Raw genomic sequence first — 19,102 nt, 5'->3', positions numbered from 1 at the left:
GTTTTACCGTGGTCAACGTGGCCGATTGTACCTACGTTTACGTGCGGTTTTACGCGTTCAAACTTTTCTTTTGCCATTTTAAAATTTCCTATAAAGAAATTAAAGTCCAGCCCTAAGACCGGACCGAACTAAAATTACTTAACAGCGCGAGCTGCAATTATTGCATCAGCTACATTTTTAGCCGCTTCAGCATACTTTAGAAACTCCATTGAGTATGATGCGCGACCCTGAGTAGCAGAGCGTAAATCTGTTGCATAACCAAACATTTCAGAAAGCGGTACCTGAGCATTAACTTGCTTAGAGCCACCAAATGCTTCTTCCATGCCTTCAATTATGCCACGACGACGGTTTAAATCGCCTACTACATCACCCATGTTTTCTTCAGGGGTGATTACTTCTACTTTCATGACAGGCTCAAGTAAAACTGGACTTGCTTCTAGCGCACCATTTCTAAAGCCCATCGAACCGGCGATTTTAAACGCCATCTCGTTTGAATCGACATCGTGGAACGAGCCATCAAACAAAGTGGCTTTGACACCCAATAGCGGATAACCAGCAAGAACACCTTGCTTCATCTGCTCTTGAATCCCTTTATCAACCGCTGGGATATACTCTTTTGGTACTGTACCGCCTACGATTTCGTTAACGAATTCATATATTGGCGCATCATCATCAGAGACATCCATTGGTTCTAGCTTCAACCAAACGTGACCATATTGACCACGACCACCAGATTGACGCACAAACTTACCTTCAGCTTCAACAGAAGCTCGGATAGTTTCACGGTATGCAACCTGAGGCTTACCAACGTTACACACAACGTTAAACTCACGCTTCATACGATCGACAATGATATCTAAGTGAAGCTCACCCATACCAGAGATAATCGTTTGACCTGATTCTTCGTCCGTTTCTACGCGGAATGAAGGATCTTCTGCTGCAAGTTTACCGAGAGCAACGCCCATTTTTTCTTGGTCAGCTACTGTTTTAGGTTCTACTGCGACTGAGATTACGGGCTCAGGAAATTCCATACGTTCTAACGTAATTGGCGCTTCTTGAGCACAAAGTGTATCACCAGTAGTTACATCTTTTAGGCCGATAGCAGCCGCGATGTCACCCGCATGAACTTCTTTAATCTCTTCACGCGAGTTAGAGTGCATTTGAACAATACGTCCAAAACGCTCTTTTTTACCTTTAACAGGATTTAGTACCGAATCACCCTGGCTCACTTTACCAGAATAAACTCGGAAGAAAGTAAGTGTGCCGACGAATGGATCGGTTGCGATCTTAAATGCAAGCGCCGCAAACGGTGCATTATCGTCAGCTTCACGCGTATCTTCGGTTTCGTCATCTAAGACACCTTGGATAGCCTTTACTTCAGTAGGCGACGGCATGAATTCAATTACAGCGTCAAGCACAGCTTGAACACCTTTGTTCTTGAATGCGCTACCTGTCGTCATAGGCACAATTTCATTGGCCAATGTGCGTTGGCGAAGGGCTGATTTAATCTCTTCTTCGCTCAACTCACCATCTTCAAGATATTTTTCCATTAGTTCTTCAGAAGCTTCTGCTGCACTCTCAATTAGATGAGAGCGCCATTCTTCAGCAAGCTCCTGAAGGTCTGCAGGGACCTCTTCGTAAGTGAAAGTCATCCCCTGGTCTTCTTCATTCCAGTTAATCGCTTTCATTTTGATGAGGTCAATAACACCTTTAAATTCGTCTTCAGCACCAATCGGCAACTGAATAGGCACAGGTGTAGCACCAAGACGTTTTTTAACTTGCTCAACTACAGACAAGAAATCTGCACCCGTACGATCCATCTTATTGACAAAAATCATACGTGGCACTTCATACTTATTTGCCTGACGCCAAACCGTCTCAGTTTGCGGTTGCACACCTGATGAAGCACACAACACAACAACAGCACCATCAAGTACACGCAATGAGCGCTCTACTTCGATAGTAAAATCTACGTGTCCTGGAGTATCGATGATGTTTATACGATGCTCATCAAACTGAGCATCCATCCCTTTCCAAAAACACGTTGTTGCAGCAGAAGTGATCGTGATACCACGCTCTTGCTCCTGCTCCATCCAGTCCATAGTTGCGGCACCGTCATGTACTTCACCAATCTTATGAGAAAGACCAGTATAGAAAAGTACGCGCTCGGTCGTAGTTGTTTTACCCGCATCTACGTGAGCACAAATACCGATGTTACGGTAGCGCTCAATAGGAGTTGTCCGTGCCATAATATCCTCTTAAAGGGTGTTAGCAGATTACCAACGGTAGTGAGCGAATGCTTTGTTCGCTTCAGCCATACGGTGAACGTCTTCACGTTTCTTAACCGCAGTGCCTTTGTTTTCAGCAGCGTCGATCATCTCTTGAGCAAGACGAAGACCCATTGATTTTTCGCCACGCTTACGAGCAGCTTCAACCAACCAACGCATACCTAGTGCGTTACGACGCACTGGACGTACTTCTACTGGTACTTGGTACGTTGAACCACCAACACGGCGAGATTTAACCTCTACCTGTGGGCGAACGTTATCAAGTGCAGCTTCAAAGATTTCTAGGTGCGACTTGCCTGATTTTTCAGCAGCCACGTCTAGCGCACCATATACGATTTTTTCAGCAGTAGATTTCTTGCCGTCAAGCATTACTACGTTAACGAATTTAGCAAGAAGCTCTGATCCGAACTTCGGATCTGGAAGAATTTTACGTTGACCTATTACGCGTCTTCTAGGCATTTTCTTTCTCCGGTATCTTCAGGTCCGTGTGTTACACGGATTCCCAAAACAATATATAAAAATTTAAAACTTAAGTGCTTGGCCTTACTAACGGAGAACCATTAGCCCTTAGGACGTTTTGCACCGTACTTAGAACGACCTTGCTTACGGTCGTTAACACCCGCACAGTCAAGCGCACCACGAACTGTGTGGAAACGCACACCTGGTAAGTCTTTAACACGACCACCACGGATTAGGATTACACTGTGCTCTTGAAGGTTGTGACCTTCACCGCCAATGTATGAAGTTACTTCGAAACCGTTCGTTAGACGAACACGCGCTACTTTACGTAATGCAGAGTTTGGTTTCTTTGGTGTCGTTGTATATACACGAGTACATACTCCACGCTTTTGTGGACAAGCTTTAAGAGCAGCTGAGTTGCTCTTAGTAACCTTGCTACGACGTGGCTTACGCACTAGCTGGTTAATAGTTGCCATTAAATAGCTCCTGAATTAATAAATTACTACTGAAAAATAAAATCTTACCATTTAAGTCTGCTTCAATTTATTGAACGACTAAAATGGGTGGCCGAATTTTAATGACCAAAGTTTAACCTGTCAACCAAAAGTAATCATTAGCGGTCTTTAAATACCTTGAACCTAGCCTATTTTCAGCTTGAACTTATTGAAAGTTAACAAATCTTATGGGATTAGCGGAAAAACGATTATTGCAGTATACATATTCATATGACGTTTTGATGGCAACACGACAGGTCGCAACTTTGGCATGCTTTTCCTTAAATAGACCATAATAGTATAGGCATAAAAAAACCGCTGTGGAGTTAGCACAGCGGTTTTTAACTTATTTAGCTAACTGACTCGATTACTCGTTGCCACCTAGTAAATCAGCGTTTAATGCGTCTGTTAGCGCTTGAGTTGCTTCTTCCGCACTTACTGTTTGTTCTTCAAGTGCAGCTTCGCCTTGCTTACGACGATTGATACGCTCTTCATGGTAAGCAAAACCTGTACCCGCTGGGATCAAACGACCCACGATTACGTTTTCTTTCAGACCACGTAGCTCATCGCTCTTACCATTCACAGCCGCTTCCGTTAGAACACGAGTTGTTTCTTGGAACGATGCAGCTGAGATGAACGACTCAGTCGCAAGTGATGCTTTGGTAATACCCATCAGCTGAATTTCAAACTTAGCCGGGATCTTACCTTGCTTTTCTAGCTCACGATTTGCGATGTTAACGCGCGCAACTTCTGCTTGCTCACCTGCTAAGAATTCGCTGTCACCACCATCAAGGATGATACACTTACGAAGCATCTGACGAACGATAGTCTCAATGTGCTTATCGTTAATCTTTACACCCTGTAGGCGGTATACTTCTTGTACCTCGTTAGTGATGTAATTAGATACATCAGTAACACCACGCAAACGTAGGATATCGTGCGGTGATTCTGGACCATCGGCAATAACTTCACCTTTAGCCACTTGCTCACCTTCGAACACGTTAAGCTGACGCCATTTCGGGATCATTTCTTCGTACGCATCACCTTCATCAGGTGTGATCACAAGGCGCTTCTTACCTTTGGTCTCTTTACCGAAGCTAACAGTACCTGTGATTTCTGCAAGAATTGCAGGATCTTTTGGTTTACGCGCTTCGAATAGGTCAGCAACTCGAGGTAGACCACCCGTAATGTCACGTGTCTTCGAACCTTCTTGTGGGATACGAGCTAGTACAGAACCTGGTAGTACTGTTGCACCATCTGTGATTTCAATCGTTGTGAATGAAGGTAGACGGATCTCTTGAAGACCACGCTCTTCGTTCTCAATGATTAGTTTAGGCTCTTTCGCGTTTACTTTCGCAAGATCCTTAACAACCACACGTGTTAGACCAGTTAACTCATCAGTCTGTGCTTCAGTGTTTGAATCGTCGATATCGCTGAACGATACTTTTGATTCATGTTCAATGATGATTGGGTGACTATGCGGATCCCAAGTAGCAACGATGTCGTTACCTTTAACGTCAGCACCATCTTGTACAGTTAATACTGCACCGTAAGGTACTTTATAACGCTCTTTCTCACGACCGTGCTCATCGATAATCGTGATCTCGGTTGAACGAGACGTGATAACGATTTTGCCATCAGCATTGATTACAAACTTCGCATTGTGCAGTTTCAAGTTACCATTGTTCTTAACTTGAACACTGTTCTCTGCAGACGCTCGAGATGCCGCACCACCGATGTGGAATGTACGCATCGTAAGCTGTGTACCCGGCTCACCGATTGACTGTGCCGCGATTACACCAACTGCTTCACCAGGATTGATGATATGACCACGGGCCAAGTCACGACCGTAACAGTGTGCACACACACCAAAATCGTTTTGACAGGTGATTACAGAACGTACTTTAACTTCGTCTACTGAGTGCTCTTCTAAAAGATCACACAGTTTTTCGTCAATCATTACGTTACGTGCAACAAGTACTTCAGTAGTACCTGGCTTACATACATCTTCCGCAACAACACGACCTAGTACTCGCTCGCGAAGTGGTTCTACAACGTCACCACCTTCGATTAGCGGCTTCATTACTAGACCTTCTTCGGTGCCACAGTCTGATTCGTTGATAACCAAATCTTGTGCTACGTCTACTAGACGACGAGTTAGGTAACCCGAGTTCGCTGTCTTAAGTGCAGTATCCGCTAGACCCTTACGTGCACCGTGCGTCGAGATAAAGTACTGTAGTACGTTTAGACCTTCACGGAAGTTCGCTGTAATTGGCGTTTCGATGATTGAACCATCTGGACGTGCCATTAGACCACGCATACCCGCTAGCTGACGGATCTGAGCAGCACTACCACGAGCGCCCGAGTCTGCCATCATAAACACTGAGTTAAATGACGGTTGCTCTTCTTCGTTGCCTTCAGCGTTGATAACCGTTTCTTTTGAAAGGTTAGCCATCATCTCGCGAGAAAGGTTTTCGTTTACACGTGACCAGATATCGATAACTTTGTTGTATTTCTCACCGGCAGTTACAAGACCTGATTGGAACTGTTGGTTGATTTCTGCAACCTCAGCTTCCGCACGATCGATGATCTCACCTTTAGTTGGTGGGATTACCATGTCATTGATACCGATAGAAACACCAGACTTCATCGCGTAGTGGAAACCGGTATACATCACCTGGTCAGCAAAGATAACTGTATCTTTAAGACCTAGACGACGGTAACACTCATTAAGAAGACCTGAAATTTGTTTCTTACCTAGTGGTTTATTGATCAGTTCAAACGGCAAACCTTCAGGGATATTCAATGAAAGGATTGCACGACCTACTGTCGTATCTACTAGGTGAGTTAACGTGCCGCGCTCACGTGTTTCTTCGTCGATAGTCACTTCTGTGATACGCACTTTAACACGAGCGTGAAGCTCAGCAGCACCTACACGGTATGCTTTTTCAGCTTCTTTTGCATCTTTAAATACGGTGCCTTCACCTTTACCGTTGATGCGATCGCGAGTCATGTAGTAAAGACCTAGTACAACGTCCTGTGAAGGAACGATAATTGGCTCACCGTTCGCTGGTGCTAGGATGTTGTTGGTAGACATCATCAATGCACGCGCTTCCAACTGCGCTTCAAGCGTCAGTGGGACGTGAACCGCCATTTGGTCACCATCGAAGTCAGCGTTGTACGCCGCACACACTAGCGGGTGCAGGTGAATCGCTTTACCTTCGATAAGTACAGGTTCGAATGCTTGGATACCTAGACGGTGAAGTGTTGGTGCACGGTTAAGTAAAACCGGATGCTCACGGATAACTTCGTCTAGTACGTCCCAAACCTCAGGTACTTCACGCTCAACCATCTTCTTCGCAGCTTTGATGGTTGTCGCCATACCACGGCGCTCTAATTTACCGTAGATAAATGGCTTGAATAGCTCAAGTGCCATCTTCTTAGGTAGACCACACTGATGTAGTTTCAGCGTAGGACCAACGGTGATAACAGAACGGCCTGAGTAGTCAACACGCTTACCTAGAAGGTTTTGACGGAAACGACCTTGCTTACCTTTAATCATGTCTGCAAGCGACTTAAGTGGACGCTTGTTAGAACCTGTAATTGCACGGCCACGACGACCATTATCAAGTAGCGCATCAACCGCCTCTTGAAGCATACGCTTTTCGTTACGTACGATGATGTCAGGTGCAGCTAAGTCTAGAAGACGCTTCAAACGATTGTTACGGTTGATTACACGACGGTAAAGGTCGTTCAGATCTGAAGTCGCAAAACGACCGCCATCTAGTGGTACTAGAGGACGTAGATCTGGTGGAAGTACTGGTAATACGCTCATTACCATCCACTCAGGGTTGTTACCTGATTGGTGGAACGCTTCCATTAGTTTTAGGCGCTTGGTGATTTTCTTACGCTTGGTTTCAGAGTTGATTGTTGGTAACTCTTCACGCATTTCAGCGATTAACTGACCAAGGTCTAGCTCGCGAAGTAGATCAAGTACAGCTTCTGCACCCATCTTAGCTTCAAACTCATCACCGTGCTCTTCAAGCGCATCTAGGTATTCTTCTTCACCTAGTAATTGACCGCGCTCAAGCGTAGTCATACCTGGCTCAGTTACCACGAATGATTCGAAGTAAAGTACACGTTCGATATCACGAAGCGTCATATCTAGCATTAAGCCAATACGTGACGGAAGTGATTTCAAGAACCAAATATGTGCAACTGGGCTAGCCAGCTCAATGTGACCCATACGGTCACGACGTACTTTTGTTAGCGTTACTTCAACGCCACACTTTTCACAGATAACACCACGGTGCTTCAAGCGCTTGTATTTACCACACAAACACTCGTAATCTTTTACTGGGCCGAAAATACGGGCACAGAATAAGCCATCACGCTCAGGCTTGAAAGTACGATAGTTGATTGTCTCAGGTTTCTTTACTTCACCGTAAGACCATGAACGCACCATGTCTGGCGAAGCAAGACCAATGCGAATTGCGTCGAATTCTTCGGTCTTATTTTGTTGCTTCAGAAACTTAAGTAAGTCTTTCACCTTAGCTCTCCTGTCGGAGGTTAATCTTGAGGGTAAACGCTGTTTACCCCTACATTCTTTTCAGTCCGGTTGCTGTTAAGCAACGCCGCAGCGCACTGCGGCGGTCGGATTAAATTTCTTCCAACTCGATGTTGATACCTAGTGAGCGGATTTCTTTCAACAATACGTTGAACGACTCAGGCATACCCGGTTCCATCTTGTGGTTACCGTCAACGATGTTTTTATACATCTTGGTACGACCGTTTACGTCATCCGACTTCACTGTCAACATTTCTTGTAGCGTGTAGGCAGCACCGTATGCTTCTAGTGCCCATACCTCCATCTCACCGAAACGCTGACCACCGAACTGTGCCTTACCACCCAGCGGCTGCTGAGTTACTAGGCTATAAGAACCAGTTGAACGCGCGTGCATCTTGTCATCAACTAGGTGGTTCAGTTTCAGCATGTACATGTAGCCCACTGTCACCTGACGCTCAAACGCATCACCAGTACGACCGTCATATAGCGTAACCTGACCACTTCTCGGATAACCACCAAGCTCTAACATGTCTTTGATTTCAGCTTCACGTGCACCGTCAAATGCTGGAGTTGCGATTGGTAGACCACCTTTAAGGTTTGCTGCCAAGCGACGGATTTCATCATCAGAGAAGTTAGCAATATCTACTTTCTGGCGACAATCACCAATTTCGTAAGCTTTCTTGATGAATTCACGCAGCTCATGAATTTCGCGTTGCTCTTTCATCATTTCTTCAAGACGTTCACCGATACCACGAGCAGCTAGACCCATGTGGGTTTCTAGGATCTGACCGATGTTCATACGAGACGGTACACCTAGAGGGTTAAGTACGATGTCTACAGTACGACCTTTGTCATCGTAAGGCATATCTTCAACAGGAACGATAGTTGAAATAACACCCTTGTTACCGTGACGACCAGCCATCTTATCACCAGGTTGGATACGACGTTTAACAGCTAGGTATACTTTAACAATCTTAAGTACGCCAGGTGCTAGGTCATCACCTTGAGTGATCTTGCGACGCTTGTTCTCGAAGCGCTTGTCGTAGTCAGCTTTAAGCTCGTCATACTGTGCAGCTAGTTGCTCAAGCTCTGCTTGATGCTCTTCATCCGCAAGACTTTGCGTTAGCAATTTCTCAGTATTAAAGCCAGCTATTTGCTCTTCACTCATACCTGCTTTGATCAGTAGGTTACGAGCGTGAGTTAGGATACCGCCTTCAAGGATTCTAAACTCTTCGTTGAAGTCTTTCTTCGCTTCACGAAGCTGCATTTCTTCAACTTCTAATGCACGTTTGTCTTTTTCAACGCCATCACGCGTAAACACTTGTACATCGATTACTGTACCAGATACTGAGTTTGGTACACGTAGCGAGCTATCTTTTACGTCAGATGCTTTTTCACCGAAGATTGCACGTAGTAGCTTTTCTTCTGGTGTTAGCTGCGTTTCGCCTTTAGGTGTTACTTTACCTACAAGGATATCGCCGCCTTTTACTTCAGCACCGATGTATACAACGCCAGACTCATCAAGTTTGCCAAGTGCAGATTCACCCACGTTTGGAATATCCGCAGTGATCTCTTCTGGGCCAAGCTTAGTATCACGGGCAATACATTGAAGCTCTTGGATGTGGATAGTCGTTAGACGATCTTCTTTTACAACGTTCTCTGAAAGTAGGATTGAATCCTCGAAGTTGTAACCATTCCAAGGCATGAACGCCACACGAAGGTTTTGACCAAGTGCTAAGTCACCAAGGTCTGTTGAAGGACCATCAGCAAGTACATCACCACGTACTACCGGCTCACCAACCATACAAGTTGGTTTCTGGTTAATACAAGTGTTTTGGTTTGAGCGTGTGTACTTAGTTAAGTTATAGATGTCGATACCCGCTTCACCAGGGATACGCTCATCTTCATTAACGTTAACAACAATACGGCTCGCATCAGCATATTTAACAATACCACCACGCTTCGCAACGATAGTTACACCAGAGTCTTTTGCTAGTGTACGCTCGATACCAGTACCAACTAACGGCTTATCAGCACGTAGTGTAGGTACAGCTTGACGTTGCATGTTCGATCCCATCAATGCACGGTTTGCGTCATCGTGCTCTAGGAATGGAATAAGTGCCGCGGCCACAGAGATTACCTGCTGTGGAGATACGTCCATATACTGAATGCTGTCGCTTGGCATAAAGGTTGATTCACCTTTAAAACGACAAGGAATTAGTTCTTCAGCAAATTGGTTATCATCAGTTAGCGTTGTATTCGCCTGTGCGATAACGAACTGACCTTCTTCAATTGCTGATAGGTAATCAACATCGTCAGTAACGATTCCATCTACTACTTTGCGGTATGGAGTCTCTAAGAAACCATAGTCGTTTGTACGCGCGTAAGTAGATAGTGAGTTGATTAGACCGATGTTTGGACCTTCAGGCGTTTCGATTGGACAAACACGACCATAGTGCGTTACGTGTACGTCTCGTACCTCGAAGCCTGCACGTTCACGTGTTAAACCACCCGGACCTAATGCAGAAATACGACGCTTGTGCGTTACTTCTGAAAGCGGGTTGTTCTGATCCATAAACTGTGAAAGCTGTGAAGAACCAAAGAATTCTTTTACTGCTGCTGAGATTGGCTTAGCGTTGATCAAATCCTGTGGCATAACGTTATCTAGGTCACCAAGACTTAGACGCTCACGTACCGCACGCTCAACACGTACAAGACCTACACGGAATTGGTTTTCTGCCATTTCACCTACAGAACGAATACGACGGTTACCTAAGTGGTCGATATCATCTACATCGCCTTTACCGTTACGGATGTCGATTAACACCTTCATCACACTAACGATGTCTTCTTTAGATAACGTGCCTTCGCCTTCGTCTGAATCATAACCAACTCGGCTATTGAACTTCATACGACCAACAGTCGATAGATCATAACGCTCTTCAGAGAAGAATAGGTTATCAAATAACGCTTCTGCAGCTTCTTTTGTCGGTGGCTCACCAGGGCGCATCATGCGGTAGATTTCTACCAATGCCTCTAGGCGGTTATTTGTAGAGTCAATACGTACTGTTTCTGACATGTACGCACCGCTGTCGACTTCATTGATATAAAGGGTATCAATCTTCGTGTGACCAGCTTTTACCAGCTCAGCCATAAGCTCAAGAGAAAGCTCAGCGTTCGCTTCTGCAATGATTTCGCCTGTTGACTCGTCAATATAGTTGTTAGCAACGATACGCCCAATGATGTACTCATGCGGTACTTCAAGGGTATCAATACCTTGCTTTTCGATACTCTTAATATGACGTGCAGTAATACGACGGCCTTGCTCAACTAGTACATCACCATTTGCATCTTTGATGTCAAATGCTGCGGTTTCACCACGCAGACGTGAAGGTACAAGCTCCATCAACACTTTACCATCTTTTACTTCGAAACTGGTTGTCTCAAAGAATAGTGCCAAAATCTCTTCAGTCGTGTACTCAAGTGCACGTAAGATGATAGATGCAGGTAATTTACGACGACGGTCAATACGTACGTAAAGGTTATCTTTTACATCGAATTCAAAGTCTAACCATGAACCACGGTAAGGAATTACACGTGCGTTATATAGTACTTTACCAGATGAATGTGATTTACCACGGTCGTTATCAAAGAATACACCAGGTGAACGGTGTAGCTGAGAAACGATAACACGCTCAGTACCATTAATTACAAAAGTACCGGTGTCAGTCATGAGCGGGATTTCGCCCATGTAAACTTCTTGCTCTTTTATGTCTTTGACCGTGCCAGGTGCATCTTTGTCCATTAGCACAAGACGTAGTTTAACGCGAAGTGGAGCAGAATATGTCACACCGCGGATTTGACATTCTTTAACGTCAAATACTGGCTCGCCAATACGATAACTAACGTATTGAAGCTCAGAATTGCCCGAGTAGCTCTTGATAGGAAATACAGAACGGAATGCAGCTTCCAGTCCAGTATCACCATCAGCGTCAGGCGCAATGAACTTATCGAACGATTCCAACTGCATTTGCAGTAGGAAAGGTATATCCAAAACCTGTGGACGTTTACCAAAATCCTTACGGATACGTTTCTTTTCAGAATAAGAGTAAGCCATGGGGTTCCTCAGCTTGCTGATCTTTGACCCAACCTGTCCAAAATTGAACAGACTTCACTGGCATCTAAGCCATGATAACAACATCTAAATTGTCACACTAACTTGCTTAACTAGGGACTTTAATACGCATCAGTTGCGCTTTATTGAAGTTCTAGTGTAACCAAGACAGTGTATCTTCAAACGCCATTGCGATTTTCAACAAAGATCTAAGTTATTGAAAATTACACTGAAATTTGAAGTTATATGCACGATAGAAATACATCGCTCTATAGCGCAAAAAGGCCGGTGATTAAATAATCACCAGCCCTTGCCTGATTTCTCAGGCAGCGAACCTAGCGGGAGCTAGATTACTTGATCTCAACTTCAGCACCAGCTTCTTCAAGATCTTTCTTAAGTGCTTCAGCTTCGTCCTTAGATACACCTTCTTTGATAGGTGCAGGAGCAGACTCAACTAGCGCCTTAGCTTCTTTAAGGCCTAGACCTGTTGCGCCACGTACCGCTTTGATTGCAGCAACTTTGTTACCGCCAGCAGCAGCTAGGATTACGTCGAACTCAGTCTTTTCTTCAGCAGCTTCAGCAGGGCCAGCAGCAACAACAGCAGCAGCTGCAGTTACACCGAACTTCTCTTCCATAGCTTCAACTAGTTCAACAACTTCCATTACTGACATTTCAGCAATCGCGTCAAGGATTTGGTCTTTAGTTACAGACATTTCAAATTTCCTAATTATTCACGAACCCAAGTGGTTCTAAAAATTTATTGATGAAAGGAGCGGTGCTTGGATTAAGCAGCTTGCTCAGCTTTCTGTACACGTACTGCTTCAATTGTTTTACACAATTTACCGGCAGACGCTTCTTTCATAGCGCTCATTAAGCGTGCAACAGCTTCGTCGTAAGTAGGTAGCTTAGCAAGCATTTCTACGTCAACGATGTTACCTTCGAATGCAGCAGTTTTAAGCTCAAATGCTTCGTTCTTTTTCGCGAAATCAGCAAAGATACGCGCAGCAGCACCTGGGTGCTCTGAAGAGAAAGCGATTAGGCTTGGGCCTACTAGCGACTCGTTAAGACATTCATAGTCAGTGCCTTCAACAGCACGTTTAGCTAGAGTGTTACGAACGACTTTCATCCATACACCCGCTTCACGAGCTTCTTTACGAAGAGCAGTGATCGCGTCTACTGTCACACCACGAGAATCTGCAACAACTGCAGATAGAGCACCTTTGGCAGCTTCGTTGACTTCAGCAACAATTGCCTTTTTGTCTTGAAGATTTAAAGCCATGGGTGTTACTCCTGGTTTGTTGGGAAAAACTTCCCAGTTCTACTTTACTCTACCGAAGTAGAGCTGCTTTTTACGGCGAGAACCAGAAGATTAGGAAAATCTAGCTGGGATTCACACCGTCTACGTAGGCGATTAATTAAGCAAAAGCAAGCTTTTGCACCTACGGTCTTGGACGGAAACGCAATTTATCGATTTATTGTAGACTATTAAGACAACAATTTTCGAAATTATACGCTTCAACCCGAATTCTTTGCTTTGTAAAGAAGCACACTTCTCTACAAAATGGCGCAATATTATAGTCTAATTTTTACGCCATGTAAACGCCAAACTCTAAATTATACTACTTGAGTATTTAGTGTAGCTTGGTCTACAGCAACACCTGCACCCATCGTAGTAGAGATGCTTACTTTCTTCACAAAAGTACCTTTTGCAGTAGAAGGCTTAGCCTTCTTAAGCGCAATGATTAGCGCTTCAAGGTTTTCTTGAAGTTGGTTAGCGTCAAAGTCTACTTTACCGATAGTAGTGTGGATGATACCGTTTTTGTCGTTGCGGTAACGAACCTGACCAGCTTTAGCGTTCTTAACAGCTTCTGCAACGTTAGGTGTTACAGTACCTGTCTTAGGGTTAGGCATAAGACCACGTGGACCTAGGATTTGACCTAGTTGACCAACAACGCGCATTGCATCTGGAGAAGCAACAACAACGTCAAAGTTCATTTCGCCTTTTTTAACTTGCTCAGCAAGGTCTTCCATGCCTACTAAATCAGCACCAGCTTCTTTAGCAGCTTCAGCATTTGCACCTTGAGTGAATACCGCTACGCGTACTTCACGACCAGTACCGTGAGGAAGTACAGTTGCACCACGTACGTTTTGGTCAGATTTACGAGCATCGATACCCAGGTTTACAGCAACGTCTACACTTTCAACAAACTTAGCAGTAGCAAGTTCTTTAAGAAGAGCAACAGCTTCGTTGATTTCGTACTCTTTAGTGACATCCACTTTTTCGCGGATAGTACGCATACGCTTAGTTAATTTAGCCATTCTCTATTACTCCTCTACGTTCAAGCCCATTGCACGTGCAGAACCTGCGATCGTGCGTACAGCTGCATCCATATCAGCAGCAGTAAGATCTGGACGTTTCATCTCAACGATCTCTTCAAGTTGAGCACGAGTAACTGTACCAACTTTCTCAGTGTTAGGACGACCAGAACCAGACTTGATACCAGCTGCCTTCTTAAGAAGGTATGCAGCAGGTGGAGTCTTCATGTCAAAAGTGAATGAACGGTCACTGTAAACAGAAATAATTACAGGAACAGGTGCACCTTTCTCTAGAGACTCTGTACGTGCGTTGAACGCTTTACAGAATTCCATGATGTTCACACCGTGTTGACCTAGTGCAGGACCTACTGGAGGACTAGGGTTAGCCATACCAGCAGCAACTTGTAGCTTGATTAAAGCTTCAACTTTCTTAGCCATGATAATACCTCAATTGTGGGTCTTTGCCTCGTGCGCGCGAGGACGCGTACTCAAACGGCTTCCCAGTTAAAAAAACAGTCTTTTTGTCGCGTTTTTTACGCAATAACAAAAAGGCCGCTGATTATAGATTAATCAGCGGCCTTTGACAACTTTTTCAAGTTAGATTTTACTTGTCTTTCTCAACCTGACCAAATTCTAGGTCTACAGGCGTTGAACGACCGAAAATAAGTACCGATACCTTTAAGCGGCTCTTTTCGTAATCCACTTCTTCAACCACACCGTTGAAGTCAGCAAATGGACCATCGGTAACACGAACGACTTCACCAGGTTCAAACAATGTCGCTGGTTTCGGTGCTTCCGCGTTTTCTTGCAGACGGTTAAGAATACGATCAGCTTCTTTCTGACTGATTGGTGCAGGGCGGTCTGACGTACCACCAACAAAGCCCATTACACGTGGTGTGCTATTCACCAAGTGCCAAGACGCATCGTCCATTACCATTTGAACCAAGACATAGCCAGGGAAGAATTTACGCTCAGATTTACGTTTCTGACCTGCACGCATTTCAACCACTTCTTCAGTCGGCACAAGGATCTCACCGAATAGGTCTTCTAGCCCTTCGATTTTAATATGCTCGATAATGGTTTGTGCTACGCGTTTTTCAAAACCTGAAAACGCTTGGATCACGTACCAACGTAATTTCTTTTCTTTATTCTCATCCGACATGGGATCAGATCTCCAATCCAGTTAAAAAGCCTACTGCACGGAAAAGTATACCATCTAATCCCCATAGGATTAATGCCATAATCACCGTTGCAATGATCACGATGAAAGTAGTGTGAGTCGCTTCCTGACGCGTTGGCCAGATAACTTTACGTACTTCAATACGTGATTCTTTAGCAAAAGCGATAAAGGTACGGCCTTTCTCAGTCGTTACCAAAATGCCCAAAGCCGCAGCGATAGCTGCAACTACGCCAACAGCGCGTACTAAAACAGATAAATCGGCATATAGATAATTACCAACTACGGCACCAGTTAGAAGTGCAATAGCAGCTAGCCACTTTACCGTGTCCATCGAGCTTGACGAGTTTTCAACATTAGTGCTCATAATCAATTTTACCTTAAATACAGACACAACAACCCTGCATAGAACAGGGTAAATCCATTCAATCCAAATTTACAAATAAGCGACTTAAGTGGTTTTGGGTCACGTTATTTTAAATGTGGACTTGTTGCTGAATTGGCAGGGGCGGCAGGACTCGAACCCGCAACCATCGGTTTTGGAGACCGCTGTTCTACCAATTGGAACTACGCCCCTGCAAAGTGGATGCCCATTATACTGACGAAGCAAACGAAAACAAGTGTAAAAGATGTGCAAAGTAGCAATTAATCAGATCTTGAATTTGTATCGCGATTAAAAAAGCTGCAAAAGCTCCCCTTGATAAAAATCACAAAGTAGCCAAACCTCCTCAAATGGATGGCTATCCGGTATCGCCCAGCTGTTTTTGAGACGTTTAAAATCCTCACTATGATAAATGGGGCTAGCATTTCGAATTAGTAGCCATACGCGCTCTGAATCATATTTCTTTTTAGCTTTTTGATTTAACAGACGTTGCAGCCCGATACTTAAAGGATCGCTATTAACAGTTTGACTCATTGCCGCCAATTCGCGTTGAATAGAAAGTGATAATGGACGCCCGAGCACCGCCATGGCTTCTTGTTCGCTGGCATAAAAATGGGCAACCTCTATATCAAGTTTGTATTCTCCTTGATAGCAGCTCACATCCGGCTTATTTGGCTGGTTATGCCAAATATGACGCATAGGTACCGAAAACTGTTCTTCATAGCAACGTAAAAACAGTTTCACGGCATCATGCTCTAATTTAATTTTTTCAGCTTCGCTTGCTCTGTCCATTTACAACCACTGCAACATCACTCAATAAGCTTGAAGCACCGAACCTAAAATTATCAGCGTTCAACCAATTTGCGCCCATAATCTCCTCTGCCATGCGTAAATAGACTTGGGCTTCAGTCACAGACTTTACGCCACCTGCCGCTTTGAAACCAACGTCTTTACCGCTATTTTTAATGACCTGCAAGATCACTTCAGCCGCTTCAGGTGTTGCATTCACCGTAACCTTGCCAGTACTTGTTTTGACAAAGTCAGCACCCGCCATAATCGCTAATTGCGACGCTTCTGCAATTAACTTAGATGTTGCTAGCACACCACTTTCAATAATCACTTTTAGTTTGGCTTTCCCCGCACACAGCGCCTTACTAGATTGTACATATTGCCATGGCGTATCAGGGTCTCCGGCTATCAATTGTTGATAAGGCAATACCAGGTCTATCTCATCAGCGCCATCGGCAATGGCCTGCTGAGTCTGTTTCAGTACTTGCTCTAGCTTTTGTTCCCCTGACGGAAAGTTTGTAACCGTTGCTACTTTTATTGTTTGCCACTGGCGTATTTGCAGTTGCTGCTTCACCAGTGTGACGAATTGTGGGTACACGCAAATGGCGGCAGGTAAACCAATAGTTGGATCTATGCTGTCTAGCAACGCCATGATACTTTGCGTAGTGTCATTGTCTTTCAACGAGGTTAAATCCATCAAACTCAGTGCCAGCTGAGCATCAGCTTTAACTGTCATTATTGTTTTCCTTTTCACTGTATTTAGAAAGCCAAGTTAAAAGCATACGCTAAAACAGCAATAGGACAAATGTCCGCACTTTGATGGATAACTACCCATACTGTGGCTCTTGCTACTTTATAATGAATAACTCATAACCAAAGGCTATATATTAACTTAGGCTGGGTCAAAACAAACTTAACCGCATGAAAAAATAGAAAAATTAATTTAAACCGTGATTTTTATAACTTTTGGTTATATGGGGTCGGTTTAAATTATTTTTTCCTCGTTTTGCAACTCTATATGCTGCCAACTATCAATGATGCTGGACACCGGTCTGACATCCATTATCAAAAAGTTAAGAGGTCGCTGTGCAATACTTGCCTATTTTTACCAAATTAGAAAATAAACCTGTGTTAATCATAGGCGGTGGTGAAGTTGCACTCAGAAAGTGCCGTGCTTTTTTAAAAGTAAACGCAGCTGTTACGCTAGTCGCTCCAATATTTTGCGCTGAACTTGAAACACTTGCTGCCGAAGCTCAAGTGACACTTAGAAATAAAAAGTTTGACGAAACAGATTTAGATAATGCGATGCTGGTAATTGCAGCCACCGACATTGAAGCTGTCAACGCCGAAGTCGCGCAATTAGCAGAAGCACGTAACTTATTTGTCAACGTTGTCGATGACCAACCGAAGTGCAACTTTATCTTCCCCTCTATTGTCGACAGAAATCCAATTACCATCGCCATATCCAGTGCAGGCACAGCTCCGGTACTTGCAAGGCGCTTACGTGAAAAATTAGAGACACTGATACCTCAACATATCGGCCCACTTGCGAATTTAGTGGGTCAATTTAGACATAAGGTAAAGTCACGTTTTAAGCACTTTGCTGATAGACGACAATTTTGGGAATCAGTTTTCGATTCAAATGTAGTTAGTGAAGTACAAGCTGGCAATAATGAAAGTGCACAAATGCAACTTGAAGCCATGTTAGCAAGTACTCCTTCACCTGAAGGCGAGGTTTATGTCGTCGGTGCGGGCCCTGGCGACCCAGAGCTACTGACGCTTAAGGCATTACAACTAATGCAGCAAGCCGATGTGGTAGTGTACGACTATCTAGTTTCTGATGAAATAATGGAACTTGTACGTCGCGACGCTGATTTGATCTGCGTCGGTAAAAAAGCAGGTAACCATAGTGTAAAGCAAGAGCAAACCAATCAAATTCTGTTAGATCTCGCAAAACAAGGCAAGAAAGTTTGTCGTATAAAAGGGGGAGATCCCTTTATTTATGGCCGAGGTGGAGAAGAAGTTCAAGTACTTGCAGAGCATGGGATCCAATATCAAATCGTACCTGGGATCACAGCAGCAGCTGGCTGTAGCGCCTATGCAGGGATCCCGCTAACGCATAGAGATCATGCTCAAGCGATCCAATTCGTTACTGGCCACTGTAAACAAGATGGCCAAGAATTAGATTGGGAGGGGTTAGCGAAAGCCAACCAAACCCTCGCGGTTTACATGGGTGTGATCAAATCTCCCCATATTCAAGCACAATTGCTTGCGCATGGTCGTTCACCTAGCACCCCTGTCGCCATAGTTGAGAATGGCACGCGACAATCACAGCGGGTAATAAGAACACAGCTTGACCAATTAGCCAAAGCAATCGATGAACATAGTATATGCTCGCCTGCTCTGCTGATAATCGGTGAGGTCGCTGCATTACATGAGCAACTAGCTTGGTTTAATAAGAACAATCAAATAAGCAGTTTCGCTCAACCGATTACGCAAGTTGCGTAATCACTGTA

At 44.3% G+C, this 19,102-nt stretch carries 14 protein-coding genes, 1 tRNA gene and 1 pseudogene; 1 reads left to right on the top strand and 15 read right to left on the bottom strand.

Going from position 1 to position 19,102, the window contains the following annotated elements; all coding sequences use genetic code 11:
• From EAG18_RS06420 to deoC, 15 genes and pseudogenes are all read right to left on the bottom strand, one after another.
• A pseudogene (locus EAG18_RS06420) lies at nucleotides 1-77 on the bottom strand (elongation factor Tu); the annotation flags it as partial.
• A gap of 57 nt (nucleotides 78-134) precedes the next feature.
• Entirely contained in the window at nucleotides 135-2,249 is a 2,115-nt protein-coding gene (gene fusA / locus EAG18_RS06415) for an elongation factor G (RefSeq protein WP_125251556.1), read from the bottom strand.
• A 27-nt stretch (nucleotides 2,250-2,276) separates the two neighbouring features.
• Nucleotides 2,277-2,747, bottom strand: a complete 471-nt coding sequence (rpsG, locus tag EAG18_RS06410) for a 30S ribosomal protein S7 (RefSeq protein WP_099031881.1) — start codon at nucleotides 2,745-2,747, stop codon at nucleotides 2,277-2,279.
• 101 nt (nucleotides 2,748-2,848) lie between these two features.
• Nucleotides 2,849-3,223: a 30S ribosomal protein S12 gene (gene rpsL, locus EAG18_RS06405; RefSeq protein WP_010387308.1), complete on the bottom strand. Its 375-nt coding sequence runs from the start codon at nucleotides 3,221-3,223 to the stop codon at nucleotides 2,849-2,851.
• A gap of 385 nt (nucleotides 3,224-3,608) precedes the next feature.
• The gene (rpoC, locus tag EAG18_RS06400) at nucleotides 3,609-7,790 is read right to left on the bottom strand and encodes a DNA-directed RNA polymerase subunit beta' (RefSeq protein WP_125251555.1); all 4,182 of its coding nucleotides are present in this window, start codon (nucleotides 7,788-7,790) and stop codon (nucleotides 3,609-3,611) included.
• 109 nt (nucleotides 7,791-7,899) lie between these two features.
• Nucleotides 7,900-11,925 carry a DNA-directed RNA polymerase subunit beta gene (gene rpoB / locus EAG18_RS06395; RefSeq protein WP_125251554.1) on the bottom strand — a complete coding sequence of 1,342 codons (4,026 nt, stop codon included), beginning with the start codon at nucleotides 11,923-11,925 and terminating at the stop codon, nucleotides 7,900-7,902.
• Nucleotides 11,926-12,272: 347 nt separating this feature from the next.
• The gene (rplL, locus tag EAG18_RS06390; RefSeq protein WP_125251553.1) at nucleotides 12,273-12,635 is read right to left on the bottom strand and encodes a 50S ribosomal protein L7/L12; all 363 of its coding nucleotides are present in this window, start codon (nucleotides 12,633-12,635) and stop codon (nucleotides 12,273-12,275) included.
• A 71-nt stretch (nucleotides 12,636-12,706) separates the two neighbouring features.
• Nucleotides 12,707-13,201, bottom strand: coding sequence for a 50S ribosomal protein L10 (gene rplJ / locus EAG18_RS06385; protein ID WP_125251552.1), 495 nt, complete (start codon nucleotides 13,199-13,201; stop codon nucleotides 12,707-12,709).
• Between the two features lie 335 nt (nucleotides 13,202-13,536).
• On the bottom strand, nucleotides 13,537-14,241 hold the full coding sequence (rplA, locus tag EAG18_RS06380) for a 50S ribosomal protein L1 (protein WP_125251551.1): 705 nt from the start codon (nucleotides 14,239-14,241) through the stop codon (nucleotides 13,537-13,539).
• Nucleotides 14,242-14,247: 6 nt separating this feature from the next.
• On the bottom strand, nucleotides 14,248-14,676 hold the full coding sequence (gene rplK / locus EAG18_RS06375; protein ID WP_099642992.1) for a 50S ribosomal protein L11: 429 nt from the start codon (nucleotides 14,674-14,676) through the stop codon (nucleotides 14,248-14,250).
• A gap of 166 nt (nucleotides 14,677-14,842) precedes the next feature.
• Nucleotides 14,843-15,400: a transcription termination/antitermination protein NusG gene (gene nusG, locus EAG18_RS06370; protein ID WP_010376230.1), complete on the bottom strand. Its 558-nt coding sequence runs from the start codon at nucleotides 15,398-15,400 to the stop codon at nucleotides 14,843-14,845.
• A gap of 4 nt (nucleotides 15,401-15,404) precedes the next feature.
• Nucleotides 15,405-15,782 (bottom strand): preprotein translocase subunit SecE, encoded by a 378-nt coding sequence (gene secE / locus EAG18_RS06365; protein WP_010376231.1) that lies wholly within the window; start codon nucleotides 15,780-15,782, stop codon nucleotides 15,405-15,407.
• Nucleotides 15,783-15,915: 133 nt separating this feature from the next.
• Nucleotides 15,916-15,992, bottom strand: a tRNA-Trp gene (locus tag EAG18_RS06360).
• 96 nt (nucleotides 15,993-16,088) lie between these two features.
• Nucleotides 16,089-16,589 (bottom strand): hypothetical protein, encoded by a 501-nt coding sequence (locus EAG18_RS06355; protein ID WP_125251550.1) that lies wholly within the window; start codon nucleotides 16,587-16,589, stop codon nucleotides 16,089-16,091.
• A complete protein-coding gene (gene deoC, locus EAG18_RS06350; RefSeq protein ID WP_125251549.1) occupies nucleotides 16,567-17,322 on the bottom strand; it encodes a deoxyribose-phosphate aldolase in 756 nt (251 codons plus the stop codon). The genes EAG18_RS06355 and deoC overlap by 23 nt, the downstream gene beginning before the upstream one ends.
• A 350-nt stretch (nucleotides 17,323-17,672) precedes the next feature.
• On the opposite strand from deoC, the gene cysG reads away from it, so the two are divergent.
• Nucleotides 17,673-19,094, top strand: coding sequence for a siroheme synthase CysG (cysG, locus tag EAG18_RS06345; protein WP_125251548.1), 1,422 nt, complete (start codon nucleotides 17,673-17,675; stop codon nucleotides 19,092-19,094).
• The last annotated feature ends 8 nt before the right edge of the window (nucleotides 19,095-19,102 follow it).

The sequence above is a fragment of the Pseudoalteromonas sp. J010 genome (genome assembly GCF_003934235.1).
GTDB lineage: Bacteria > Pseudomonadota > Gammaproteobacteria > Enterobacterales > Alteromonadaceae > Pseudoalteromonas > Pseudoalteromonas peptidolytica.
This window is presented reverse-complemented; position numbering and strand designations above follow the sequence as displayed.